General features: G+C 61.7%; 22 protein-coding genes. 13 read left to right on the forward strand and 9 right to left on the reverse strand.

The annotated features are described in order from the left end of the window. The first annotated feature begins 58 nt into the window (after positions 1-58). Together HBO12_RS14455 and HBO12_RS14460 are read left to right on the forward strand one after the other, a co-directional pair. On the forward strand, positions 59-1,042 hold the full coding sequence (locus tag HBO12_RS14455) for a hypothetical protein (protein WP_170042567.1): 984 nt from the start codon (positions 59-61) through the stop codon (positions 1,040-1,042). Further along, the gene (locus tag HBO12_RS14460) at positions 1,029-4,409 is read left to right on the forward strand and encodes an ImcF-related family protein (protein ID WP_170042477.1); all 3,381 of its coding nucleotides are present in this window, start codon (positions 1,029-1,031) and stop codon (positions 4,407-4,409) included. Before HBO12_RS14455 ends, HBO12_RS14460 begins: the two co-directional genes overlap by 14 nt. A gap of 65 nt (positions 4,410-4,474) precedes the next feature. Here HBO12_RS14460 and HBO12_RS14465 read toward each other — a convergent pair whose 3' ends face one another. Next, positions 4,475-5,362, reverse strand: coding sequence for a LysR substrate-binding domain-containing protein (locus HBO12_RS14465; protein WP_169952161.1), 888 nt, complete (start codon positions 5,360-5,362; stop codon positions 4,475-4,477). Between the two features lie 150 nt (positions 5,363-5,512). Here HBO12_RS14465 and amaB point away from each other — a divergent pair, with 150 nt between their 5' ends. The 9 genes from amaB (at position 5,513) to HBO12_RS14510 (ending at position 16,605) form a co-directional block, all read left to right on the forward strand. After that, on the forward strand, positions 5,513-7,003 hold the full coding sequence (gene amaB, locus HBO12_RS14470; protein ID WP_170042479.1) for an L-piperidine-6-carboxylate dehydrogenase: 1,491 nt from the start codon (positions 5,513-5,515) through the stop codon (positions 7,001-7,003). A gap of 152 nt (positions 7,004-7,155) precedes the next feature. After that, positions 7,156-8,439, forward strand: coding sequence for an L-pipecolate oxidase (gene amaA / locus HBO12_RS14475; protein WP_170042481.1), 1,284 nt, complete (start codon positions 7,156-7,158; stop codon positions 8,437-8,439). A 389-nt stretch (positions 8,440-8,828) separates the two neighbouring features. After that, positions 8,829-9,965 carry a branched-chain amino acid ABC transporter substrate-binding protein gene (locus HBO12_RS14480; protein WP_104911477.1) on the forward strand — a complete coding sequence of 379 codons (1,137 nt, stop codon included), beginning with the start codon at positions 8,829-8,831 and terminating at the stop codon, positions 9,963-9,965. A 222-nt stretch (positions 9,966-10,187) separates the two neighbouring features. Next, positions 10,188-11,102 (forward strand): ABC transporter permease subunit, encoded by a 915-nt coding sequence (locus tag HBO12_RS14485; RefSeq protein ID WP_029300506.1) that lies wholly within the window; start codon positions 10,188-10,190, stop codon positions 11,100-11,102. 2 nt (positions 11,103-11,104) lie between these two features. Then, positions 11,105-12,382, forward strand: a complete 1,278-nt coding sequence (livM, locus tag HBO12_RS14490) for a high-affinity branched-chain amino acid ABC transporter permease LivM (protein WP_169952152.1) — start codon at positions 11,105-11,107, stop codon at positions 12,380-12,382. Beyond that, positions 12,379-13,254, forward strand: coding sequence for an ABC transporter ATP-binding protein (locus HBO12_RS14495; RefSeq protein ID WP_029300504.1), 876 nt, complete (start codon positions 12,379-12,381; stop codon positions 13,252-13,254). Before livM ends, HBO12_RS14495 begins: the two co-directional genes overlap by 4 nt. Beyond that, positions 13,251-13,967, forward strand: coding sequence for an ABC transporter ATP-binding protein (locus HBO12_RS14500; RefSeq protein ID WP_029300502.1), 717 nt, complete (start codon positions 13,251-13,253; stop codon positions 13,965-13,967). Before HBO12_RS14495 ends, HBO12_RS14500 begins: the two co-directional genes overlap by 4 nt. 803 nt (positions 13,968-14,770) lie before the next feature. Continuing rightward, on the forward strand, positions 14,771-15,535 hold the full coding sequence (locus HBO12_RS14505) for an SDR family oxidoreductase (RefSeq protein ID WP_169952150.1): 765 nt from the start codon (positions 14,771-14,773) through the stop codon (positions 15,533-15,535). Between the two features lie 164 nt (positions 15,536-15,699). Next, positions 15,700-16,605 (forward strand): cation diffusion facilitator family transporter, encoded by a 906-nt coding sequence (locus HBO12_RS14510; protein ID WP_169952148.1) that lies wholly within the window; start codon positions 15,700-15,702, stop codon positions 16,603-16,605. A gap of 111 nt (positions 16,606-16,716) precedes the next feature. On the opposite strand, the gene HBO12_RS14515 is transcribed toward HBO12_RS14510, so the two are convergent. The 5 genes from HBO12_RS14515 to ureE form a co-directional block, all read right to left on the reverse strand. Next, a complete protein-coding gene (locus HBO12_RS14515; protein ID WP_169952146.1) occupies positions 16,717-17,838 on the reverse strand; it encodes an AGE family epimerase/isomerase in 1,122 nt (373 codons plus the stop codon). Between the two features lie 184 nt (positions 17,839-18,022). Beyond that, positions 18,023-18,595 carry a HupE/UreJ family protein gene (locus tag HBO12_RS14520; RefSeq protein ID WP_169952144.1) on the reverse strand — a complete coding sequence of 191 codons (573 nt, stop codon included), beginning with the start codon at positions 18,593-18,595 and terminating at the stop codon, positions 18,023-18,025. Between the two features lie 22 nt (positions 18,596-18,617). Beyond that, a complete protein-coding gene (ureG, locus tag HBO12_RS14525; RefSeq protein ID WP_003217431.1) occupies positions 18,618-19,232 on the reverse strand; it encodes an urease accessory protein UreG in 615 nt (204 codons plus the stop codon). Between the two features lie 9 nt (positions 19,233-19,241). After that, positions 19,242-19,916, reverse strand: coding sequence for an urease accessory UreF family protein (locus tag HBO12_RS14530; RefSeq protein ID WP_170042482.1), 675 nt, complete (start codon positions 19,914-19,916; stop codon positions 19,242-19,244). After that, entirely contained in the window at positions 19,913-20,413 is a 501-nt protein-coding gene (gene ureE, locus HBO12_RS14535; RefSeq protein WP_170042484.1) for an urease accessory protein UreE, read from the reverse strand. The genes HBO12_RS14530 and ureE overlap by 4 nt, the downstream gene beginning before the upstream one ends. Positions 20,414-20,722: 309 nt before the next feature. Here ureE and HBO12_RS14540 point away from each other — a divergent pair, with 309 nt between their 5' ends. Further along, complete coding sequence (locus HBO12_RS14540) at positions 20,723-21,241, forward strand: C40 family peptidase (protein ID WP_170042486.1); 519 nt, start codon at positions 20,723-20,725, stop codon at positions 21,239-21,241. Between the two features lie 5 nt (positions 21,242-21,246). Here HBO12_RS14540 and HBO12_RS14545 read toward each other — a convergent pair whose 3' ends face one another. Further along, on the reverse strand, positions 21,247-21,879 hold the full coding sequence (locus HBO12_RS14545) for a TetR family transcriptional regulator (protein ID WP_076961541.1): 633 nt from the start codon (positions 21,877-21,879) through the stop codon (positions 21,247-21,249). A gap of 152 nt (positions 21,880-22,031) precedes the next feature. Continuing rightward, positions 22,032-22,370, reverse strand: a complete 339-nt coding sequence (locus HBO12_RS14550) for a hypothetical protein (protein WP_170042488.1) — start codon at positions 22,368-22,370, stop codon at positions 22,032-22,034. 368 nt (positions 22,371-22,738) lie between these two features. On the opposite strand from HBO12_RS14550, the gene HBO12_RS14555 reads away from it, so the two are divergent. Continuing rightward, positions 22,739-24,808: an AsmA family protein gene (locus HBO12_RS14555; protein ID WP_170042490.1), complete on the forward strand. Its 2,070-nt coding sequence runs from the start codon at positions 22,739-22,741 to the stop codon at positions 24,806-24,808. A gap of 112 nt (positions 24,809-24,920) precedes the next feature. Here HBO12_RS14555 and HBO12_RS14560 read toward each other — a convergent pair whose 3' ends face one another. Then, positions 24,921-25,451 (reverse strand): ferritin-like domain-containing protein, encoded by a 531-nt coding sequence (locus HBO12_RS14560; protein WP_169952132.1) that lies wholly within the window; start codon positions 25,449-25,451, stop codon positions 24,921-24,923. Positions 25,452-25,609: the final 158 nt, after the last annotated feature.

Below are 25,609 nucleotides of genomic sequence, written 5' to 3' on the forward strand. Positions count from 1 at the left end.
GGGGACGCAGTCGGCAGTCTTGCTGCTGGTGTGGCCCCAGGAGCAACCGCGCCTGGAGCTGTGGCTGTGGAGTGCAGTGCTGCCGCTGTGCTGGGCGTTGGTGCTGGCGGTGCGTGTGGTGGTGTGGCAGATCGAGCTGTTCAATCGCACGGTGTATCTGCGTACGCTGGAGACCGCCATACAGCGTTGGTGGCAATGGCGCTCTCTCGGGCTACCGGTGCAGGACGTGTTGTTACTGGGACCTGTGGGTGATGTGCAAACCGATTACCGCAACTTGATGAAAGACGTCCCGCTGTCTAAGCCTTTGGCGACACCCGGCGCCACGCATCTCATGTTGCGTTGTCCGTTGTCGATGAGTGCTCTCACCGAGCGTGCCCCGGCCCTGGCCCGGCATTTGGCTCGCTTGACCCTGGCGCTCCCAGGGCTGGTCGAGGGCTGGTCGCAACTGCGGGCGATTGCATGGGTAGGAGATGAGAGCAGCCAGGCTGCTTTCGCTGATGCGCTGGCCCGGGCGGGCGTGGTGTTGCCCGAGGCCCGTTTGTCATTACAGAACCTGACTGATTTGGATGACCTGATCGATACCTTCCACCGCGATTGCTGTGGCGAGAACGATTGGCTGTTGTGCGCCGGTGTGGTGTCGGTGGAGAGCGCAGACGAGGGTGAGCTGACCGGTGAAGCCGGCTTCCTCTGGCGGGCAAGCCGACAGGGCCGGCAGTTGTTGCATCGCGGTGAATACCTGGCGAGCGAGTCTCCTGTCGAACTCTGTACACAGATGCAGCGTTACGCCGGGCTGCAATCTCCTCCGACCACCTGCCTGGCACTGGATAAAACCAGCCAGGCAGCGTTTGTAGAGGGCGGTTGGTCAGCGGTGGGGCATCAACTGGCCGGGCAGTGGGGCGTGCTGGCGCACCTTGCGCCATTTATCGGGATGTCCCTGGCATTGCTGCAGGCGGGAGAGGCGGGTCAGCCCTGTGGTTGGCTGAGCCAGGATGGAAACAAACGATTGGCGATTGGAGTGGCGGTGCCTCATGGCAACAGTTAAAGACGTAGGTAAGGGCTCTTTGGTGCGCGTGGGGTTGGGCTATCTACTGATCATGACGCTGCTGGTGCTGCTCGGTGGCCTGTTGTATGGCTTGTGTGGCGGCTATCTGGGCTGGCCGAAAATTCCGATCAAGCACTTACTGCTGTGGGGCCTGGGGTTGTGGTTCGCGCTCTGCTGGTTCTGCCCGGTCATTTTGCTGGCATGGGATCGTCTGGCGCTTCGCCAGGCACGGCGGGTTGTGGGGGCGGACGCTGAGACGCCGAACTTGCGATTGAACCCGGAACCGACATCGCCAGACGCGGCAAAGGTAGGAGAGCTGCGCGAGCACCTGCGCGAATGCTACGGCTTCTTCTGGCGCCGCAAAGTCCGCCTCCTATTGGTCCTCGGCGAACCCGCGCAAGTCGAAGCCATAGCCCCGACCCTGGCCGATAAACGCTGGCTGGAAGGCCAAGGCACCGTGCTCTTGTGGGGCGGTAGTGCCCAGTCGACGCGGGACCAATCATTCCCTACACAATGGGCTGGCCTCAGCCGCTGGCGCGCACTGGACGGCGTGGTCTGGGCGCTGAACAACACCCAGGCCGCCGATGATGCCGCAATCGCGGCGGGCATTCATCAGTTGCAGCGCCTGGCCCGCAGCCTGAGCTGGCAGTTGCCGTTGCACCTGTGGCATGTCTGCGACAGCGCATGGTCTCAGGCTACTCGCAAGGCACGCCCGGTCGGTTGCCTGTTGCCTGCACGTTTAACGGCGGCGGCGTTGGAAACCTCTCTGTCTCGGTTGCTGGAGCCATTGCGCCGCGAGGGCCTGGCGCAGATGAATGGTGAGATGAGCCATGACTTCCTGCTACGCCTGTCGCGGGACTTACAGGGCGAGGGAATTGCCCGTTGGCGTCACACGCTGGCCCCTCTGGCCGGTGAGTTTGCCCGTGGCGTGCCGTTACGCGGGTTGTGGTTCAGCCTGCCGGTGCAGCGTACTCAGCGCGATGCTCAACATGTTTGGCCGGCCGCGCCGGTGTGGCACGGCGTGCTGGACGATAAAGCCAGTGGCCGTCGGCTGGGCTGGAGTGTTCCGCGTGTCGCCTATGTATTGATGCTGGGACTGGCGACGCTGTGGGGCGCCGGTCTGTTGCTGTCGTTTGTCAGCAACCGGATGCAGATTGCCCAGGTGCAGGCCTCGTTGGCGACCTTGGAGCAGCCGGGCAACGGCGATGCGCAACTGACTGCGCTCAATGACCTGGTGCGCGAACTCTCCCGCCTGGATTATCGCGCCGAACACGGTGTGCCCTGGTATCAACGTTTCGGTCTGAACCGGAACCCGGATTTGTTCGAGGTGGTGTGGCCGCGTTATGTCGAAGCCAACAACCGTTTGATGCGTGACCCGGCGGCGGCCAATTTGCAGCGCCAGCTCAACGCCTTGATCAGCCTGCCACCGGGCAGCGAGCAACGGGCCGAGCGGGCTCAGAGTGCCTACGAGCAATTGAAGGCGTATCTGATGCTGGCACGCCCGCAAAAAGCCAATGCGGTCTTTCTGACCAAAGCCTTGAGCAACGCCGAGCCGTCGCGCGTTGGCGTATCGCCGGGGCTGTGGCAAGGTCTGTCGCCAACGCTGTGGCAGTTCTATGGCGAGCATCTGGCGGCGCATCCTGAATGGGCCATCAAGGCTGACCCGACGCTGGTAGCACTGACCCGGCAAGTGCTGCTCGGCCAGTTGGGCCAGCGTAATGCCGAGACCAGCCTGTACCAGCAAGTCCTCGACCTGGCTGCTAACCAATACCCTGACATGGGGGTGCAAAACATGGTCGGTGAGACCGACGTCCTGGCGCTGTTCTACACCGAAGCCAGCGTGCCGGGCGTGTTCACCCGCCAAGCCTGGGAAGGCCAAGTGCGCCAGGCCATCGACGAAATCGCCGAGGCGCGCCGCGAGGAAATTGACTGGGTGCTCAGCGACAAGCAAACCGACATCGCCGCTGAGTTGACGCCGGAGGTGCTCAAGGAGCGTCTTACCGAGCGTTACTTTTTGGACTACGCCAATGCCTGGCTGGATTTTCTCAACACCTTGCGCTGGCATCAGGCTGACAGCCTGCCCGATGTGATCGACCAGTTAACCCTGATGACCGATGTGCGCCAGTCGCCGTTGATTGTACTGATGAACACCCTGGCCTATCAGGGCCAAGCCGGGACGCGTACGCAGGCATTGGCCGACTCGCTGATCAAGTCCGCACAAAAGCTGATCGACCAGGACAAGGTGCCGGTGATCGACCAGCAAACTCAGACGCCACGTAGCCCGCTGGATGCCACCTTCGGTCCGCTGCTGATGTTGCTGGGCAAAGACCCGGAGGGCAAGGCTGATAACGACCGGTTGAGCCTGCAAGCGTTTCTCACTCGGGTCACGCGGGTACGTTTGAAATTGCAGCAAGTGAGCAATGCGCCCGACCCGCAGGAAATGACCCAGGCCTTGGCGCAGACCGTATTTCAGGGCAAAAGCGTCGACCTGACAGATACCCAGTCTTACGGCAGCCTGATTGCCTCCAGCCTGGGCGCGGAGTGGGGTGGCGTCGGCCAGACGCTGTTCGTGCAGCCGTTGCAGCAAGCCTGGCAACGGGTGCTGCAACCGTCAGCGGCAGGGCTCAACAATCAATGGCAACGGGCGGTGGTCACCGACTGGCAAGGCGCCTTCGCCGGTCGTTACCCTTTTGCAAACACCGCCAGCGACTCCTCGTTGCCGATGCTGGGGCAGATGATCCGCGCCGACTCCGGGCGCATCGAGCAGTTTTTGCAACGCCAACTGCGCGGCGTATTGCGCAAGGAAGGCAGTCGTTGGGTGGCCGATCCGCGTCACAGCCAGGGGTTGCGTTTCAACCCGCAGTTCCTGGCGGCGATCAACCAGCTCAGTCATTTGGCGGATGTGATCTACACCGATGGCGGCATGGGCTTGAGTTTCGATCTACAAGGCAAACCGGTGCGTGATGTAGTGCAAACCACCTTCGTGCTCAATGGCGAACAGCACCAGTATTTCAACCAGCGCGAAATCTGGCAGCGCTTCAACTGGCCGGGCCGCAGCGACCACCCGGGGGCCAGCCTGAGCTGGACCAGCATTCATACCGGCGAGCGTCTGTTCGGCGACTTCCAGGGCACTTGGGGCCTGATCCGCCTGCTGGAAAAAGCCCAAATCACGCATCTGGACGATGGTGACAGCCACTATCGTATGGTGCTGAAGGCCCCAGACGGCGCAAGCCTGACCTGGAACCTGCGCACGGAACTAGGCGCAGGGCCGTTGGCCTTGCTGCAATTGCGTGACTTCACCTTGCCGCAGCAGATATTTCTGAGTGAGGGCGCTGTAGAGGTGCCCTATGCGCAGATTGATCGGTAGTGGTTTTGGAGAGCGGGGCTTGCTGCGGATGGTTTGCTATCCCGCTCTAGCCGCAGACACTTTGCTCACTTCTGCTCCATCATCCACTTCACAAAATCCCGCACCTTGGGCACCTCCGCCGAATGCTCCGGGTACGCCAGGTAGTACGCGTCCTGGCTGGGCAGTGCGTGCTGCCAGGGGATCACCAACTTGCCGTCTGCCAGCTCTTCTTCCACTAGAAAACGCGGCAGGAGCGCCACGCCACAGCCCACCTGGGCGGCGCGGATGCACATATAGAAGGTGTCAAAGCGCGGCCCGTGGTAGCTGTGTTCGGTCTGGTAGCCGAGGCTGGCGAACCAGTCGTGCCAGCCCTGGGGGCGTGAGGCGTTTTGCAGCAGCACCAGTTCGCTCAGTTGCGTCGGGTCGCGCAAGGGCAGGGCCGGCAGGCTCTCGGGGGCGCACACCGGCACCAGTTCCTCGCTGAACAGCTTGAGGCTCTCGGTGCCGGGCCTTGCGCCTGCGCCGAAGTAGAAGGCCAGGTCGGCCTTGCCTTGCAGCAACTCGTCTGGCGTCTGTTCGTTGCACAGGTCCAGGTGGATCTGCGGGTGGCGCAGGCGCCAGCCCTTGAGACGTGGCACCAGCCAGCGCGCGCCAAAGGTGTAGGGCGTGGACACCCGTAGTACTTCGGTCTCGCCTCCGTAGGAGCGCAGGTAGTGGGTCGACATCTCCACCTGGCTCAGGATCTTGCGCACTTCCACCAGGTACAGGTCGCCCGCCGGGGTCATCTGCAAGCGCCGACGCACCCGGCGAAACAGCAGGTGCTGCAGCAACTCTTCCAATTGCGCGACCTGCTTGCTGACGGCGCTCTGCGTGAGGTTCAGCTCCTCGGCGGCACGGGTGAAGCTCAGGTGGCGGGTCACGGCCTCGAAGCATTGCAGCGCGGTGATCGAGGGCAAATGTCTTTTATTGAGCACGGCATGCCTCTTTTTGTTTTGCATGAATAAACGGAATGATATCTCGCCTAATCGTCGTTTGTTGGCAAGTCCTGGGCCAGCTACAAATAAGGCCTGGATCGTCGTGCGGGCTGCGGCGCATTTTTTGTTGATGGATTGAAGGAGTGACCCATGGTTGCCGCATTGCTTGATCGTCTGGGGGTAGACCCGGCGTTGTACCAGGCGGGGAAACAGCCCGTGCATTCCCCTATCGATGGCAGCCGCATTGCCAGTGTGCACTGGGAAGGCGCCGCCGAGGTCGAGCAGCAGGTCAGTCGTGCCGAGCATGCATTCGACGCCTGGCGCAAGGTGCCGGCGCCCCGTCGCGGTGAACTGGTGCGCCAGTTCGGCGACCTTTTGCGTGAGTACAAGGCCGACCTGGGCGAGTTGGTGTCGTGGGAAGCCGGCAAGATCACCCAGGAAGGCCTGGGGGAAGTGCAGGAAATGATCGATATCTGCGACTTCGCCGTGGGCCTGTCGCGCCAGTTGTATGGCCTGACCATCGCCTCCGAGCGCCCTGGCCACCATATGCGTGAAACCTGGCACCCGCTGGGCGTGGTGGGCGTGATCAGCGCCTTCAACTTCCCGGTCGCAGTGTGGGCGTGGAATACCGCGCTGGCGCTGGTGTGCGGCAACGCGGTGATCTGGAAACCCTCGGAAAAGACCCCGCTCACCGCACTGGCCTGCCAGGCCTTGTTCGAGCGGGTGGCGAAAAACTTCAGCGATGCACCACAGTACCTCAGCCAGGTGGTCATTGGCGGGCGCGATGCCGGCGCCGCCCTGGTGGACGACCCGCGCGTGGCGCTGATCAGCGCTACTGGCAGCACGCGCATGGGCCGCGAAGTGGCGCCCAAGGTTGCCGCGCGGTTTGCCCGCAGCATTCTGGAGTTGGGCGGCAATAACGCGATGATCCTCGGCCCCAGCGCCGACCTGGACATGGCCGTGCGCGCCATCCTGTTCAGCGCGGTCGGTACCGCAGGCCAGCGCTGCACCAGCCTGCGCCGGCTGATCGCCCACGAGTCGGTCAAGGATGAAATCGTCACGCGCCTAAAGGCCGCGTATTCCAAGGTGCGCATCGGCCATCCTCTGGAAGGCAATCTGGTCGGCCCGCTGATCGACAAGCACAGCTTTGAAAACATGCAGGACGCCCTGGAGCAGGCCCTGAGCGAAGGCGGCAAGGTGTTTGGCGGCAAGCGCCAGCTGCAGGACCAGTTCCCCAACGCTTACTACGTGGCGCCGGCCATCGTCGAAATGCCTGAGCAGAGCGATGTAGTGTGCAGCGAAACTTTCGCGCCGATTCTCTATGTAGTGGGCTACAAGGACTTCACCGAGGCGCTGCGTTTGAACAACGCCGTGCCGCAAGGCCTGTCGTCGTGCATCTTTACGACCGATGTGCGCGAGGCCGAGCAGTTCATGTCGGCGGTGGGCAGTGATTGCGGGATCGCCAACGTCAATATCGGGCCGAGTGGCGCGGAGATCGGTGGCGCGTTTGGCGGCGAGAAAGAAACCGGTGGCGGGCGTGAATCGGGTTCGGATGCCTGGCGCGGATACATGCGCCGGCAGACCAACACCGTGAACTATTCGCTGGAGCTGCCGTTGGCCCAGGGCATTACCTTCGACTGAGCCTCCAGCCGAAATGCGGTCAATGTGGGAGCTGGGTTGCCGGCGATAGCGGTATTGAATTCACCATCGTCATCGCTGGCAAGCCAGCTCCCACATTCGATTGGGTTCGCAATTCAGAATAAGAGTTGTTTGTTAGATCCCGGAGTCTGGCAATGCCATTACGCGAAGCGTGTTTGTGGGAACAACTGACCCCTGGCCGGCCGGATCGCATCGCCCTCAAGGGCGAGGTCAAGGTGGATGTGTGTGTGATCGGCGCCGGTATCACCGGTTTGTCGGCGGCCATCCACCTGCTGGAGCAAGGTAAAAGTGTCTGCGTGCTGGAGGCCCATCGCACCGGCCATGGTGGTTCGGGGCGCAACGTGGGGCTGGTCAACGCCGGGATGTGGATCCCTCCGGATGAGATCGAGGCTGGTTTCGGCACGGCGGTGGGCAGCCAGCTCAACCGGATGCTTGGCGCAGCGCCGTCCCTGGTGTTCAGCCTGATCGACAAGTACAGGATAGATTGCCAACTGCGCCGCGAGGGCACGTTGCACATGGCGCACAACGCCCGTGGCGAAGCCGACCTGCGCAGCCGCGAGCAACAATGGAAGCGCCGTGGCGCGCCCGTGGAGCTGCTGACCGGTGCTGCGTGCGAGCAGGCCACCGGCACCCAAAAGATCGCCGCCGCCTTGCTCGACCGGCGTGCCGGCACCTTGAACCCGATGGCCTACACCAGTGGCCTGGCCAATGCCGCAGTGGGCCTGGGTGGGCAGTTGTTCGATCATTCACCGGTGACCCAACTGGAGCGCCAGGGCCAATCCTGGTCTGTGCAAACGGCCCAGGGTGCGGTGCAGGCTGCACAAGTGGTGATCGCCTCCAATGCCTACACCGAAGGCGAGTGGACCGAGTTGCGGCGCAATTTTTTCCCCGGTTATTACTATCAGGTGGCCTCGGTGCCCCTGAGCGGTGGTGCTGCGCAGCAAATCCTGCCGGGCGGCCAGGGTTCCTGGGATACCCGCCAGGTACTGAGCAGCATCCGCCGCGATGCCGATGGGCGGTTGTTGCTGGGCAGCCTGGGCAATGGCAACCAGAAACCCACCTGGTTTCTCAAGGCCTGGGCCGACCGCGTGCAGCAGCACTATTTCCCATTTCTCAAGGCAGTGGACTGGGAATACACCTGGACCGGCTGCATCGCTTTCACCCCAGACCATCTGATGCGTCTTTTCGAGCCGGCGCCCGGTTTGGTGGCAGTCACTGGTTACAACGGGCGTGGGGTGACCACTGGCAGCGTGGTGGGCAAGGCATTTGCCGATTACTTGTGCCACCAGGACCCCAAGGCCCTGCCGATTCCGTTTGCGCCGATGCAGCCGCTGGCCGGCGTGGGCCTGCGCAGTTGCCTGTACGAGGCCGGATTCTCGCTGTACCACGCGGGCCAATGCCTGCGAATTGTCATCTGATCAGCGAAATACCCTTCAAAAGCCGGCATTTTCTTAGCCGGCTACTAATCTGTATTGGTGCGAGTCGTAGCAGTGACGCACTGTAAATGTGCACTTCCGTTACGCGCATGGTTACAGATGCTCGAAGGGGCGCTTGATGGCTGGCTGACATCAGTCCAATGGGCAGGTTTCACTCTTTCGGGCCAGTGGTTGCACCTCTGCGTTCCAGAGGGTTGCACGTCCCGCCAAAAAGGCATCGAAACGCCTGTAATAACAATGACACCGTGTCTTTTTGAAATATAAAAACGCAATGGCACGCCGCTTGCTCTCAGCTTTCCAGTGAAGGTTTCAAGTGAAAGTTTGAAGTGAAATTGCAGTGCCCATTCAACAAAAAACTCGGAGCACCACTCATGTCCCAGACGTTTTACAAGAAAGGTTTCCTGGCCCTCGCGGTAGCTGCCGCGCTGGGCGTTTCTACGTTTGTTCAAGCTGATGTGAAGATTGGCGTGGCGGGGCCGATGACCGGTGCCAACGCTGCCTTCGGTGAGCAGTACATGAAAGGTGCCCAGGCGGCGGCCGATGTGATCAACAAGGCGGGCGGGATCAACGGCGAGCAGATCAAGCTGGTGGCCGGTGACGACGCGTGCGAACCCAAGCAGGCCGTAGCCGTGGCCAACCGCCTGGCCGACCAGGACAAAGTGATCGGCGTGGTCGGGCACTTCTGCTCGTCGAACACCATTCCAGCCTCCGAGGTGTACGACGAAGCGGGCATCATCGCAATCACTCCTGGCTCCACCAACCCCCAAGTGACCGAGCGTGGCCTGGGCGCCATGTTCCGCATGTGCGGGCGGGATGACCAGCAGGGCATCGTGGCCGGCGACTACATCGTCGACGTGCTCAAGGGCAAGAAAGTTGCGGTCATCAACGACAAGGACACCTACGGCAAAGGCCTGGCCGATGCCACCGCAGCCCAACTGACCAAGCGCGGCGTCAAGCCGGTGCTCGAAGAAGGCCTGACCCGTGGCGAGAAAGACTTCAGCGCCCTGGTGACCAAGATCCGTTCGCTGGGCGCCGATGTCGTGTACTTCGGCGGCCTGCACCCGGAAGCCGGCCCACTGGTGCGCCAGATCCGTGAAGCGGGCCTCAAAGACGTCAAGTTCATGTCTGACGATGGTGTGGTGACCGACGAACTGGTGGCGACCGCCGGTGGTGCGCAATACGTCGATGGCGTCTACATGACCTTCGGCGCCGACCCGCGCCTGCTGCCAGACAGCAAGGCCGTGGTGGAAGAGTTCCGCAAAAATGGCACCGAGCCTGAAGGCTACACCCTGTACGCCTACGCCTCGATCCAGGCCCTGGCGGCCGGCTTCAACGGCGCCAAGTCCAACAAGGGCGAAGACGCGGCCAAGTGGCTCAAGGCCAACCCGGTGCAAACCGTGATGGGCAAGAAGGAATGGGATACCAAGGGTGACCTGAAGGTCTCCGACTACGTGGTGTACCAGTGGGACAAGGACGGCAAGTACCACCAGTTGGAAAAGCAGAAGTAATCAACCAGCCACCACCGACCCCTTGTGGGAGCCGGGCTTGCCCGCGATGACGGACTGACAGCCAGCACCTGTGTTGAATGTGAGACCGCTATCGCCGGCAAGCCAGCTCCCACACTGGATCGCGGTTGCCCGGGCCATTGCGTCCGGCACCAGATCTGTTTTTTCCTCCAGAAGGGCCGCACGCCCAAGGGTGTGCAGGTTCTCACCGCGTGAGATTGCGTTATGGATGGTATTTTCCTGCAGCAACTGGTCAACGGCCTGACCCTCGGGTCGGTCTATGGCCTGATCGCCATCGGCTACACAATGGTCTATGGCATCATTGGCATGATCAACTTCGCCCATGGCGAGGTTTATATGATTTCCGCTTACCTCGCGGCGATCAGTCTGGCACTGCTGGCTTATTTCGGCCTCGAATCCTTCCCGCTGCTCATTCTCGGCACCCTGATATTCACCGTCGTCGTCACCGGCGTCTATGGTTGGGTCATCGAGCGTGTCGCCTACAAACCGTTGCGCAACTCCACTCGCCTGGCCCCGCTGATCAGCGCCATCGGGATCTCGCTGATCCTGCAGAACTACGCGCAGATCGCCCAGGGCGCCAAGCAACAAGGCATTCCCACCCTGCTGGCCGGCGCCTGGCGCGTCGATATCGGCACCGGGTTCGTACAGTTGACCTACACCAAGGTCTTCATCCTGGTCGCGGCCTTTGCCGGCATGGCGCTGCTGACCTACATCATCAAGTACACCAAGCTCGGCCGCATGTGCCGCGCGACCCAGCAAGACCGCAAGATGGCCTCGATCCTGGGGATCAACACCGACCGCGTGATCTCCTACGTGTTTGTCATCGGTGCCGCCATGGCGGCCCTGGCCGGTGTGCTGATCACCCTGAACTACGGCACGTTCGACTTCTATGCCGGCTTTATCATCGGCATCAAGGCATTTACCGCAGCGGTACTCGGCGGCATCGGCTCCCTGCCTGGGGCGATGCTGGGCGGGATTATCCTGGGGATTTCCGAGTCGCTGTTCTCGGGGTTGATCAACTCTGACTACAAAGACGTGTTCAGTTTCTCCCTGCTGGTGGTGATTCTGATTTTCCGTCCCCAGGGCCTGCTTGGTCGCCCGCTCGTGGCGAAGGTGTAAACATGTCTGCTGCCAAATCTATCGATATCAAGAAAAGTGTGGTCGATGCGGTCCTCGCCGGGCTGATTTCCCTGATCGTATTCGGCCCCATCGTCGGCGTGGTCCTGGACGGCTACAGCTTCAACCTGGAACCGGCCCGCGTCGGCTTGCTGGTGGCCATCGTCATGGCCGGTCGCCTGCTCATGAGCCTGTTCCTGCAAACCCCCAAGGGCTTGAAGATTCTCCAGGGTTTTGAAAGCTCGGGCTCTGGCGTGCATGTGCTGGCGCCGGACTACAAGTCGCGGCTGCGCTGGATCATCCCGGCGCTGATCGTGATCGCCATTGTCTTTCCTTTTTTCGCCAACAAATACCTGCTGACCGTGGTGATCCTCGGGCTGATCTACGTGTTGCTGGGTCTGGGCCTGAACATCGTGGTCGGCCTGGCCGGGCTGCTTGACCTGGGTTACGTGGCGTTCTACGCCATCGGCGCCTACGGCCTGGCCCTGGGTTACCAATACCTCGGGCTGGGGTTCTGGACGGTGCTGCCGCTGGCGGCCATTGCTGCTGCACTGGCGGGGTGCATCCTCGGGTTCCCGGTGTTGCGAATGCACGGTGACTACCTGGCCATCGTGACCCTGGGTTTTGGTGAAATCATCCGCCTGGTGCTCAATAACTGGCTGTCGTTTACCGGCGGGCCAAACGGTATGCCGGTGCCATCGCCGACGTTCCTCGGCCTGGAGTTCGGCCGGCGTGCCAAGGAGGGCGGGGTGCCGTTCCATGAGTTCTTCGGCATCGCCTACAACCCCAACGTGAAGTTCCTGTTCATCTACATCGTGCTGTTTCTGGTGGTGCTGCTGGTGCTGTACATCAAGCATCGCCTGACCCGCATGCCAGTGGGCCGCGCCTGGGAAGCCTTGCGCGAGGATGAAATTGCTTGCCGTTCCATGGGCCTGAACCACGTACTGGTCAAGCTCTCGGCCTTCACCATCGGCGCTTCGACGGCCGGCCTGGCCGGGGTGTTCTTTGCCAGTTACCAGGGCTTCGTCAACCCGTCTTCGTTCACCTTCTTCGAGTCGGCGCTGATCCTCGCCATCGTGGTACTGGGTGGCATGGGCTCGACGGTGGGCGTGGTCATTGCCGCGTTCGTGCTGACCGTGGCGCCTGAACTGCTGCGCAGCTTCTCCGAGTATCGGGTGTTGCTGTTTGGCGTGTTGATGGTGGTGATGATGATCTGGCGGCCACGGGGCCTGATCCGGATCAGCCGTACCGGTGTGACACCACGCAAGGGGGTAGCGCCATGAGCAAGGAAGTTGTCCTCAACGTGGAACACCTGATGATGCACTTCGGTGGCATCAAGGCCTTGAGCGATGTGAGCCTCAAGGTCGAACGCAACTCGATCTTCGCCCTGATCGGCCCCAACGGCGCCGGCAAGACCACGGTGTTCAACTGCCTGACCGGCTTTTATACGGCCAGTGGCGGCAAGATCGAACTCAACATCCGCGGCAAGCAGACCAACGTGATCCAGTTGCTCGGCGAGCGCTTCAAGCCTACCGACTTCGTGTCGCCCAAGAGCTTTTTCAGTCGGGTGTACTACAAGATGTTCGGCGGCACCCACCTGGTGAACCGCGCAGGCCTGGCCCGTACCTTCCAGAACATTCGCCTGTTCAAGGAAATGTCGGTGGTGGAAAACCTGCTGGTGGCCCAGCACATGTGGGTCAACCGCAACATGCTGGCGGGCATTCTCAACACCAAGGGCTACCGCAAGGCAGAAAGCGACGCACTGGACCACGCCTTTTACTGGCTGGAAGTGGTGGATTTGGTGGACTGCGCCAACCGCCTGGCTGGCGAGCTGTCCTACGGCCAGCAGCGCCGCCTGGAAATCGCCCGTGCCATGTGCACCCGGCCGCAGATCATCTGCCTGGACGAACCGGCAGCTGGCCTCAACCCCCAGGAAACCGAAGCCCTCAGTGCGATGATTCGCCTGCTGCGCGACGAACACGACCTCACAGTGGTACTGATCGAGCACGACATGGGCATGGTGATGAGTATTTCCGACCACATCGTGGTGCTGGACCACGGCAACGTCATTGCCGAGGGCGGGCCGGAAGCGATCCGTAACGACCCGAAAGTGATCGCGGCCTACCTGGGCGCCGATGAGGAGGAGCTGGTATGACGACGCCTATCCTCGAAATGAAGGACCTGGACGTGTTCTATGGCCCGATCCAGGCCCTGAAGAAAGTCTCGCTGCACATCGACGAGGGCGAAACCGTGAGCCTGATCGGCTCCAACGGCGCGGGCAAGTCCACGCTGCTGATGTCGATCTTCGGCCAGCCGCGTGCCGAGTCCGGGCAGATCCTCTACCAGGGCGTGGACATTACCCACAAGTCGTCCCACTACATCGCCTCCAACGGCATCGCCCAGTCCCCGGAAGGGCGGCGGGTGTTCCCCGACATGACCGTCGAGGAAAACCTGCTGATGGGCACCATCCCCATTGGCGACAAGCACGCCAGCGAGGATATGCAGCGCATGTTCGAGCTGTTTCCACGGCTCAAGGAGCGGCGTAACCAGCGGGCCATGACCATGTCCGGTGGCGAGCAGCAAATGCTCGCCATTGCCCGGGCGTTGATGAGCCGGCCCAAGCTGTTGCTGCTCGATGAGCCGAGCCTGGGCCTGGCACCGATTGTGGTGAAGCAGATCTTTGCCACCTTGCGCGAACTGGCGGCCACCGGGATGACCATCTTCCTGGTGGAGCAGAACGCCAACCACGCGCTGCGCCTGTCTGACCGGGCGTATGTGATGGTCAACGGCGAAATCCGTTTGACCGGCAGTGGCAAGGAGCTACTGGTGAACGAGGAAGTGCGCAACGCCTACCTCGGCGGGCACTAACCCGCCATCACCCTAGGCGCCGGCTTGTGTGGGAGCTGGCTTGCCTGCGATGCAGACACCTCGGTATTTCAGGTACACCGAGGTGCTGCCATCGCGGGCAAGCCCGGCTTCCACATAAAGCGGGCGCCTACATTTTTCGGTAGTCCGCAGGCCTTCCGGCAAATTGTGGAAAACAAATCCACACACCTCCCAAAGCGCGACATATAGCCGCCGCAAATCCCTGTTTTGTCACACAAATGACTTGTCCCCATCCACTGTGGAACCGGCTGTGGGTAACATGGGAGTAGCTGGCTGTACGCCTTTATCTACGGGGCTTACAGCGTGGTGGCTGTTTTTTGATCAGGGGCTTTTTCGGGAGGTGCCGCAGGTTTTGTCAACCTGTTCATAGACACAGGTATATGACCGGAACATGACCTGCAAGCCTGTGGATAAGTCTGTGGTTAAACTCTGGAAAGACGTGTGCAGGGGCCGGATTTACTGGCCTGGAGCCATGCCTCCTGGCGCGTCCTCCCCCATGGGCCTACATATGGGCCGCCCAAGGTCAAGCAAAAAACTTTTTGAATCGCCCTGAAAGCCTTGTACACAGCGGCCTGGAGGGTTTTGCACTTGCCCCCAAAGACTGTGGGCGCAGCTGTGGATAACCTGCGCGCACATGGCTGCGTGCCACGTTTTATAAGGCTTTGCCTGTGGTGGTTAAAAATTGACCAGATGTGCTTCAAGTTGTGTGCATAGCGGTTGCCGCGACGGCGGCGTAAGGGCATTCTGCTGGCTGATTTTTTCTCGATGCCCGCAAGGAGAACACCATGTCCGACACGCTGTTTATTACTGGCGCAACCTCAGGTTTCGGCGAAGCCTGTGCCCGTCGCTTTGCCGAGGCTGGCTGGAAACTGGTGCTCACCGGTCGACGTGCCGAGCGCTTGAATGCCCTGGTCGAAGAGCTTTCCAAGCAAACCGAGGTGCATGGCCTGGTAGTGGACGTGCGTGACCGCAAGGGCATGGAGGAGGCGATTGCCAACCTGCCGGCGTCGTTCAGCAAGCTACGCGGGCTGATCAACAACGCGGGCCTGGCCGTGGGCACCGACCCGGCGCCCAAGTGCAGCCTCGACGATTGGGAGACCATGGTCGACACCAATATCAAGGGCCTGCTGACCACCACCAGCCTGTTGCTGCCGCGCCTGATCGCCCATGGCCGTGGCGCCGGGATCGTCAACCTGGGCTCCATCGCCGGCAACTACCCGTACCCGGGCAGCCACGTGTATGGCGGCTCCAAGGCGTTCGTCAAACAGTTCTCCCTGAACCTGCGCTGCGACCTGCAAGGCACCGGCGTGCGCGTGACCAACATCGAGCCGGGCCTGTGCGAGAGCGAGTTCTCCCTGGTGCGCTTTGGCGGTGACCAGGCGCGTTACGACGCCACCTACGCTGGCGCCGAGCCGATCCAGCCGCAGGACATTGCCGACACCATCTTCTGGGTGATGAACACCCCGGCGCACGTGAACATCAACCGCCTGGAGCTGATGCCGGTAAGCCAGACCTGGGCTGGGTTTGCGATTGAGCGTGGGGCCAAGTAAGGCTTGAGACCGCGTCGCCTGTTTCGTGAGCAAGTCGAATCGCTGCACCGCCGATTCGACTTGCTCGCGAAGGCGGCAAATCGGCCAAAAGGCGGCATAAGGTACACTCCACTCCTGAAAACCCCACCGCACCCAGCGGTTTAAAGGTTTTGACAGGAGGATATGTGAGTAACCGAGGTGAGCAGGCACTGCTCAAACAATCGACCATCCTGATGTTCGCCGTGGCGATCGCCGGGATTGTCACGGGTGTGATATCAGGCGCCCAATCCATTTTATTCGACGGCTTTTTCTCGCTGATCGCGACCTTTATCAAGGTGCTGATGCTGATCACGGCCAAGCTGATCGCCAAGAAAAGCAACGACCGCTTCCAGTTCGGCTACTGGCACCTGGAGCCGATGGTGTTGCTGATCGAAGGCAGTTTCCTGCTGTTGATCGCCATCTACGCGTTTCTCAACGGGGTGTTCGGCATTATCAATGGCGGGCGCGAGATCGAGTTGGGGCTGGTGATCATCTACGCTGCGGTGTTTACCGTGGTCGAGTTCGCCTACTTCTTCTATGTGCGGCACCGCAACCGCAAGCTGCAGTCGTCGCTGATCCAGTTCGACAACATCAGTTGGCTGGTAGACGCCATGCTCTCCGTGGGCCTGCTGGTGAGCTTCCTGGCCGCGCTGCTGCTCAAGTCCCAGGGCTATGGCGAGTGGGCGGTGTACGTCGACCCCTTGATCCTGATCCTGCTGGCCCTGAGCATGCTGGCGCCGGCGTTGAAGATCTTGCGCCCGGCCTTGCGCGATGTGCTGGGAATTGCCCCCGACCAGTTGGACGACAAAGTGCGCGAAGTGATGGACGCGGCCCAGGCCCGGCATGGTTTCGACGACTACGTGTCCTACGTGCAGAAGCACGGGCGGGCGCGGTTTATCGAGATTCATGTGGTGCTGCCGGCGGACTACCCGGTGGATAAGGTCGCGACGCTCGACGGGCTGCGCGAAGAGATATCCACAGGGCTGGGCGCGCCGGACAAGGCGCGGTGGTTGACGATCAGCTTTACTGGGGACCGCAAGTGGATTGCTTGATCGGCCGTTAGACCGAGGTGAGGCTACCGCAGGCAAGCCAGCTCCCACATTGTTGATGGGTGAACCCCTTCAAGTGTGGGAGCTGGCTTGCCTGCGATGGGGCCAGAAAGATCAGCCGAGAAACTCGCTCAACGCCTGATAGCAGGTCGCCAAATGGTAAGGCGTAGTCGACGGCATATCCCGCCGGCTCACCTCACCCTTGGCATCCAGGCACTCATTCCAGCCCTTGGCATGTAAAAAATGCTGCTGCAACGCCAGCAACTGGCGCTCCAGCACTGCCGCGCTGCCCGGGCGCAAGGTCAGTGCGCGCAGGTACTCGGCCTGGGCCCAGATGCGCTGGGTGGCGTCACGCACGCTGCCGTCCAGCGCCAACATGCCGCTGACCGCGCCACTGAGGTTATCCACACCGGTTTGCTCGGCATAGGCGAATGCCCGGCTCAGCGAGGCATGCAGCGCAGTGCCGCGCAGCAGGGGCGAGGACTCCAGCAGGAAGAACCATTCAAACTGATGCCCCGGCTCGAACCAGTTATCCACAGCCCCCAGGGGCTTTTCCATCATTACGCCATGCTGGCGTTCGATAAAGCGTCGCTGCATGGCCGTCGCCAGTGCCAGCAGGGCCTGTTGCACCGCCGCATCTTCACGCACTGCGAGGGTGGCGAGGAAGCCCTCGGCCAGGTGCATCAGCGGGTTCTGCAGCGGGCCGGACTTGAGGGACGACCAGTTACGCTCCAGGACCGCTTCATACAGGCCGTCGCCCGTGGCAAAGCGCTCGGCGACCACTTCCAGGGCGGCATTGAGCACCGACTCCACCAACGGCTCGCGAACCTTGGCCCAGTAATGGGCGCAGGCGAAGATGATAAACGCGTGGGTATACAGGTCTTTGCGCTTGTCCAGCGGCTGGCCGTGGGGGTCGATGCTGTAGAACCAGCCGCCGTGCTCGGCGTCATGAAAGTGCCGTTGCAGCGAGCGAAACAGCGTCGCGGCGCGTTCTTCGGCAAAGTCCTTGCCCGGCGCGCCGATCAGGCTGGCAAACACATACAACTGTCGGGCACAGGCCATGGCGCGGTAGCGTTGCGGGGGCAACGGGCGGTGATCGGCATCCAGCGCCTCATAGGGCAGCGCCAACTCGGCATTCCAGCCCGGACCCTGCCAGAGCGGCACGATCAGGTCGTTGAAGTGCGTGAGCACAGCGTTCAATTGAGGCTTGTTGGCAGAGCTTGGAGCGATGGGCATCGGCTGGCGTCGTCACGGCAGGGGTGTTTGCCGCGCATGGTAGCAGGCTTGGGGGCTGCGGTGGTTTTGCTACCGCTATCGCGAGCAAGCCCGCTCCCACATTCGACCCCATTCCAAAGGTAGAACTCGGTCAAATGTAGGAGCTGGCTTGCCTGCGATGAGTACCTTACAGGCGCCGCCAGACTCAGCCCGCCAGCAACCAAACCCCCGTCGCCGCCGAAGCCGCACCGGCCACCCGCACCAGCGGTGCCGCCGCAGCCGGCAGGAAACGCACCAGCGCATACCCGGCCGCATGCAGCACCGCCGTCGCCCCGACGAACCCGGCCGCATACGCCCAAGGGCTGGTCATGTCCGGCAGCTCCAGGCCATGGGCCACGCCATGAAACAGGGCAAACACGGCTGTTGCGGCCACGGCCACCGCCACCGGCGGGCGGATCGCCAAGGCCACTGCCAGGCCCAGGGCCAGCACCGACGCGGCAATCCCGCTCTCCAGGGCCGGCAAGGCCAACCCTTCAAAACCCAGCAAGCCACCGATCAGCATGGTGCCGACAAACGTACACGGCAGCGCCCAACGCGCCGCGCCTTGTTGCTGTGCCGCCCACAGGCCGACGGCCAGCATCGCCAGTAAATGGTCCAGCCCGCCGAGGGGATGGCTGATACCGGCCACCAGGCCATTGTCGCCGTGGCCCGGATGGGCCAGGGCCAGGGCCGGGGCCAGTAGCAGGGCGGCGGCGGCAAACAGTTTGTTGAGGCTCATAAACAGCTCCTTGGTAAGGGGATCAGGCTGCGGTCAGCAGGCCCTGGCGTTCGATAAAGGCGACGATTTCTTCCAGGCCGACCCCGGTTTTCTGGTTGCTGAAGACAAACGGCTTGCCGCCGCGCATGCGCTGGGTGTCGCTGTTCATCAGTTCCAGCGAAGCACCGACCAGCGGCGCCAGGTCAATCTTGTTGATCACCAGCAGGTCCGACTTGCAGATCCCCGGCCCGCCCTTGCGTGGCAGCTTGTCGCCGGCCGACACATCGATCACATAGATGGTCAGGTCCGACAGTTCTGGGCTGAAGGTGGCCGATAGGTTGTCACCGCCCGACTCCACCAGGATCAGGTCGAGGCCGGGAAAACGCCGGTTCAGTTGATCCACCGCTTCGAGGTTGATCGACGCATCTTCGCGAATCGCCGTATGCGGGCAGCCGCCGGTTTCTACGCCGATGATGCGTTCGGGCGCCAGGGCCTGGTTGCGTACCAGAAAGTCCGCGTCTTCGCGGGTGTAGATGTCGTTGGTGACCACCGCCAGGTTGTAGCGATCACGCAGGGCCAGGCACAGCGCCAGGGTCAGGGCGGTCTTGCCGGAGCCAACGGGGCCGCCGATACCGACGCGCAAAGGTTGTGTGTTCATGGGGTTCTCCTAGGAACGGAACAGGCGGCTGTACTGGCGCTCGTGGGCCATGCATGCCAGGGACAGGCCGAACGCGGCGCTGCCAAAGTGGTGGGGATCGCGCTGGCTGGCGTCCTGCTGGGCTTGTTGCAGCAACGGCAGCAGTTCGCTGGTCAGGCGTTGGGCGGCCTGTTGGCCCAGGGGCAGGGTCTTCATCAGCACGGCCAACTGGTTTTCCAGCCAGCTCCACAGCCAGGCGGCCAGGGCATCGTCGGGGCTGATCGCCCAGGCTCGTGCGGCAAGTGCCCAGCCCAGGGCCAGATGGGGTTCGTGGGTGATGTCGAGAAAGCGCCGCGCCGCGTCATCCAGTTCCGGCAGGCCGTTGAGCAGTTGTTGCAGGGAGTAGCCCATTTGCCGGCTCTCCTGGAACAGCTCGCGGGTTTCGCGGCTGGCGCGGTGTTCTTCACACAGTTGGCGCAGGCCCACCCAGTCCTGGGCAGCTGCCGCCTGGCAATGGGCAAGCAACAGCGGCGCTTCGAAGCGCGCGAGGTTGAGCAACAGTTGGTCGCTGATCCAGCGTCGGGCGCTGTCGGCATCGCTGACACGGGCATTGTCCACGGCCATTTCCAGGCCTTGGGAATAGCTGTAGCCGCCAATCGGCAATTGCGGACTGGCCAGACGCAGCAGCGCCCAGGCCGGGTTCACAGGCGCACGCCGAACTGATGCAGTTTGGGCGGGTAGTTGAAGTCTTCGTCACCGTGGCGCGAGTGATGATGACCGCCACCGTAGGCACCGTGCTCGGGCTGGAACGGCGCTTCGAGGGTTGCGGCATGGGCCCCCAGTTGCTCCAGCATGGCCTTGAGCACGTAGTCATCGAGCAGGCGCAGCCAGCCGTCCCCCACTTGCAGGGCCACATGCCGGTTGCCCAGGTGATAGGCCGCACGGGTCAGTTCAAAGGCGCTGCTGCAGGTGACGTGCAGCAGTTGTTCAGGGCGTGCGCAGACGCGTACGACACGTCCGTCTTCAGCTTGTAGGAATTCCCCATCGTAGAGCGGCGGCTGGCCGCGCTCCAGAAACAAGCCGACATCTTCACCCTCGGCACTGAAACAGCGCAGGCGGCTTTTGCTGCGGGCTTCGAAGTTCAGCAGCAACTCCGCGGCCCAGGTGGCTTGGGGCGCAATTCGGCGGTGGATGACCAGCATCGGGAAGCTTCCAGCAATGAGCGATAAACAGGCTAGAGCAAGGGGCTTGCCAACCACGCTTCGCGTAGGAAATGGCCGTAGGTTCTGGGCATTGCGCCACTAAACGGGGCGGTGGCAGGAGGTTGGAGTGATCTATTTTGGTGCGCCGCAGGGGGCGATGGCACCTGAATTGGGCGATTTGGCCGGGGCTATTTATAGCTAGGGGTGATTTGGGATTTGTCCTACGACCATCTTGGATTTGCCGTTCATCTTGCTTCGCATCGCTTCACTAGGATTGCACCCCGTGTTTAATCCACTGCGTTGTTTATCATGTTCAAGTCATTTTTATGTGTAGTGATGGTCGGCCTGTTTGGCGTCACGTCATCGGCTTCGGCCAACCTCAACAAGCGCCACACCTCACTGGCCCCCTTCAGTGCCTCGCTACAGGCCGTGCCGCAGCCGAGCATCGAGAATGTAGTCGACCGCGCCCACCAATTGCTCGGCACCGCCTACAAATGGGGCGGCAGCTCTCAGGACCAGGGGTTCGATTGCAGCGGCTTGCTGGTCTATCTGTTCAAGACCGAGGCCAACATTGTCATCCCGCGCACCACAGCGGCGATGCACCGGTCAACGGCGGCGACGATCAAGCGTGACGCGCTGCAACCGGGCGATGCGGTGTTTTTCAGGGCCAATGGACGCAACCAGGTCAGCCATGTCGGCCTGTATGTGGGCGAGGGCAAGTTCATTCATTCGCCGCGCAAGGGCAAGAGCATCCGCATCGACTCACTGGCCAACAGCTATTGGAAGAAAAACTACACCACCGCCAAGCGTTTCCAGGCGCTGCGCTGACCGGCCTATTCGGTGCTGCCCAGGCCTTGCCAGTGCTTGAGGCCGATAAAGATAAAGCGCAGTTGCTGGGTGATCTTGGCCTGGGGCGTGAGGTGCGCCGGCAAGGCCGCGGCGGGCGGGTCGATAATGTCGGGCAGGGTGGCGAACACGCTCTTGACGATCAGGTCGGCCATCACATGCAAACCGTCGGCATCCAGGTGCTGCAGCTTGGGCATCAGCGTCAGGTCGGCTGCCAGGTCCGAGGTGATGTCTTCGCGCAAGGCGCCGATGGCTTGGCGCACGGCCAGGCAACCGCCGTATTGCTCGCGGGCGAGGAACAGGAATTGTGAACGGTTGGCCGCCACTACATCGAGAAAGATCCGTACCGAGGCATCGATGATGCCGCCCATGACGAATTCGTTGTGGCGTACCAGGCGGATGGTGGCACGGAAGGTCTGGCCGACCTCACTGACGAGCACCAGGCCCAATTGGTCCATATCGGCAAAGTGTCGGTAAAAGCCGGTGGGCACGATGCCAGCGCTCTTGGCCACTTCGCGCAGGCTCAGGCTGCCAAACCCTCGGCCACCCTCCATCAGATGGCGGGCTGCGTCCATCAAGGCAAGGCGGGTCTGTTGCTTCTGTTCGGCGCGGGGCAGCATTGGCGGGTGGGCTTTGTAGACAAGGACAGCGACGCACTCTAGCAAATCAACTTTGCCTGCGTCGAACTTGTAACGGGACAAAGGTGGCGCAGATCCCACAAAGTCAAAGCCCGATCTCTGGGGATCGGGCTTTTTTCAGGGCCAGCACAGGCTTAGCTCGTAGCTTTATGCATGTCATCCAGACGGTCGGAACCGCCCTCGGCGACGAATTCGCGTTGTTGCAGGCGGTCCGAGCCACCTTCAACCAGGCCTTTTTGTTCCAGGCGATCACGGCCGCCTTCGGCGACGAATTCGCGTTTTTGCAGACGGTCCGAGCCACCTTCAACCAGGCCTTTTTGTTCCAGGCGATCGCGACCACCTTCGGCAACGGTCTGACCGATGTGCGTGGCGTCAGCCTTGGCTTGCGGGATGGCTTGTTCGGCAGCCGGCAGGGCAAAAGCGCTGGTGGCCAGGACAGAGAGTGCAACACTGAACAGTAATTGGCGTTTCATGATGAGTTGCTCCTTGGGAGGGCGATAAAGTGGGTACAGGGCTAATGCTACTCTCGATATCTCGATATAAAAGTTCATAAACACAATGGTAATAATCAACAGAATTGATTGTTCTGCGCCGAGGCTCTAGATCGCGCCTCTCAAGCACGCGCTTTTGCACCGGGGTGGGTATTTTCGACACGGGCGTGGGTAACAACGGTGCGTCGTTGATGAAAGAAGCTGTCGGATTAGTCAGAAAAAGCGCTTTTCAGCGCTAATTGCCATCTGCGGTTAAACCCCCAGGCCATTTGCCAGTCGTAGCCATATAAGCTTTAGTCCTTGCGCGCGTTGCCAGTGGCACGCGCAGTCGTAATCAGGAGCCCTGTGCAATGACGCGCACTCGTAAAATTCTCGCCTGGAGCAGTGCCTGCTTCGTTCTGTTAATCGCCGCTGTGGTACTGATCCTGGTGTTCTTCGATTGGAACCGGATCAAGCCGCAACTCAATGCCAAGGTCTCCGAAGAGCTGCATCGCGCCTTTGCCATCAATGGCAACCTGGCGGTGGTCTGGCAGCGCGAGCCGGACGAGGGCGGTTGGCGCGCCTGGGTGCCGTGGCCCCATGTGGTGGCCGAAGACCTGAGCCTGGGCAACCCCGAGTGGTCGAAACAGCCGCAGATGGTCACCCTCAAGCGCGTTGAACTGCGCATCTCACCCTTGGCTCTGCTGGCCCAGCGCGTGGTGATCCCGCGCATCGACCTGACCGAGCCGAGTGCCCAATTGCAGCGCCTGGCCGATGGCCGCGCCAACTGGACCTTCACCTTTGATCCCAAGGACCCGAATGCCGAACCGTCCAGTTGGGTGGTGGATATCGGCGCCATCGGCTTCGACAAGGGCCACGTGACCCTCGACGACCAGACCCTCAAGACCCGTCTCGATGTGCTGATCGACCCCCTGGGCAAGCCGATTGCGTTCAGCGAAATCGTCGGCGAGCGCGATGCAAAAAAAGCCCTGGAGCAGGGCGCCACACCCCAGGACTATGCGTTTGGCCTCAAGGTCAGCGGCCAGTACCACGGCCAGAAACTCGCCGGCAGCGGCAAGATCGGCGGGCTGCTGGCCCTGCAAGACGCCGCCAAGCCGTTCCCCCTGCAGGCCCAGGCGAAGGTCGGTGATACCAGCATCGCCCTGGCCGGCACCCTGACCGACCCACTGAACCTCGGCGCCCTGGACCTGCGCCTGAAACTGTCTGGCACCAGCCTGGGCAACCTTTACCCACTGACCGGCGTGACCCTGCCGGACTCGCCGGCCTATTCCACCGATGGGCGCCTGATCGCCAAGTTGCATGAGGCGGGCGGTGCGTCGTTCCGCTATGAAAAATTCAACGGCAAGATCGGCAACAGCGACATCCACGGCGACCTGGCCTATGTCGCCAGCCAGCCACGGCCAAAGCTCAGTGGCGCACTGGTGTCCAACCAACTGCTGCTGGCCGACCTGGCGCCGCTGATCGGTGCCGACTCCAACGCCAAGCAAAAGGCCCGTGGTGGTGAAAGCAAGCAACCGGCGACCAAGGTGCTGCCGGTGGAGGAGTTTCGCACCGAGCGCTGGCGCGATATGGACGCCGATGTCGAGTTCACCGGCAAGCGCATTGTCCACAGCGCCGAACTGCCCTTTACCGACCTCTACACGCACCTGGTGCTCAACGACGGCCAACTGAGCCTCGAACCCCTGCGTTTCGGTGTGGCGGGCGGCAAGCTCGATGCACAGATTCGCCTCAATGGCCGCATCACCCCGCTGGAAGGCCGGGCGAAACTGACGGCGCGCAACTTCAAGCTCAAGCAACTGTTCCCCACCTTTGAACCGATGAAGACCAGCTTTGGCGAGCTAAACGGCGATGCGGATATCGCCGGGCGCGGCAACTCGGTGGCGGCTTTGTTGGGCAGTGCCAATGGCGATCTGAAAATGCTCATCAACGACGGTGCCATCAGCCGAGGCCTGATGGAAATCGCCGGGCTGAACGTCGGTAACTATGTGGTCGGCAAGATGTTTGGCGACAAGGAAGTGAAGATCAACTGCGCAGCGGCGGACTTCGGCATCAAGACCGGCCTGGCCACCAGTCGGTTGTTTGTGTTCGACACCGAGAACGCGATCATCTACATCGACGGCACCGCGAACATGGCCAGCGAACAACTGGACCTGACAATCACCCCAGAGTCCAAGGGCTTTCGCCTGTTTTCGCTGCGTTCGCCCTTGTACGTCAACGGACCGTTCATCAAGCCCAATGCCGGGGTCAAGGCAGTGCCGCTATTGCTGCGTGGCGCGGGGATGGTGGCGCTGGGTGTGATCGTTGCACCTGCGGCAGGCCTGCTGGCACTGGTGGCGCCGAGCGGGGATGAGCCCAACCAGTGCGTGCCGCTGTTGCAGCAGATGCGGGAAGGCAAGGCGCCGAAGACGGTGAAAGGCTAAATGTGGGAGCGGGCTTGCTCGCGAATGCGGTGTATCAGTCAACATATCCATCACTGATCTTCCGCATTCGCGAGCAAGCCCGCTCCCACATTAGTGAGTGCTGCTGGCAGGCTTACAGGTCTTTGAGAATGTCCGCCATATCGTCGGCGTGCTCTTCTTCCTGGGCCAGGATGTCTTCAAAGATCCGGCGGGTGGTCGGGTCTTTCTCGCCGATGTACTGGATGATCTCGCGATAGCTGTCCACCGCGATGCGCTCGGCCACCAGGTCTTCGTAGACCATGTCCTTCAAGGTCTTGCCGGCCACGTACTGTGCGTGGGACAGCTTGGACAGCAGGTCCGGGTTGAACTCTGGTTCGCCGCCCAGCTGTACGATACGTTCGGCCAGTTTGTCGGCGTGTTCCAGTTCCTGGTTGGCGTGCTCCAGGAACTCATCGGCGGCCACGCTGGCTTTCAGGCCGCTGGCCATGAAGTAGTGGCGCTTGTAGCGCAACACACAGACCAGTTCGGTGGCCAGTGACTCGTTGAGCAGGCGCAGGATCTCTTCGCGGTCGGCGCTGTAGCCTTCGGTCACTGCGCCGTTTTCCACATTCTTGCGCGCGCGTTCGCGAAGGGTGCTTACGTCAGACAAATGCATGTCGGTCATTTCAATCTCCTCAGGGCGATATCCGGTTTTGCGCCACACTCTCGGGGTGTGATCGCTCAAAGTTGTGAGTGCTGCGTGGCGCAAAAAGTTTTATCGGATGTTGCCGGGTGTCATATCGATTGCCGCGGCGCTGGTCTAGGATCAGCTCAATCGCCCCT

Source organism: Pseudomonas sp. WS 5059, assembly GCF_012985525.1.
Classification (GTDB): domain Bacteria; phylum Pseudomonadota; class Gammaproteobacteria; order Pseudomonadales; family Pseudomonadaceae; genus Aquipseudomonas.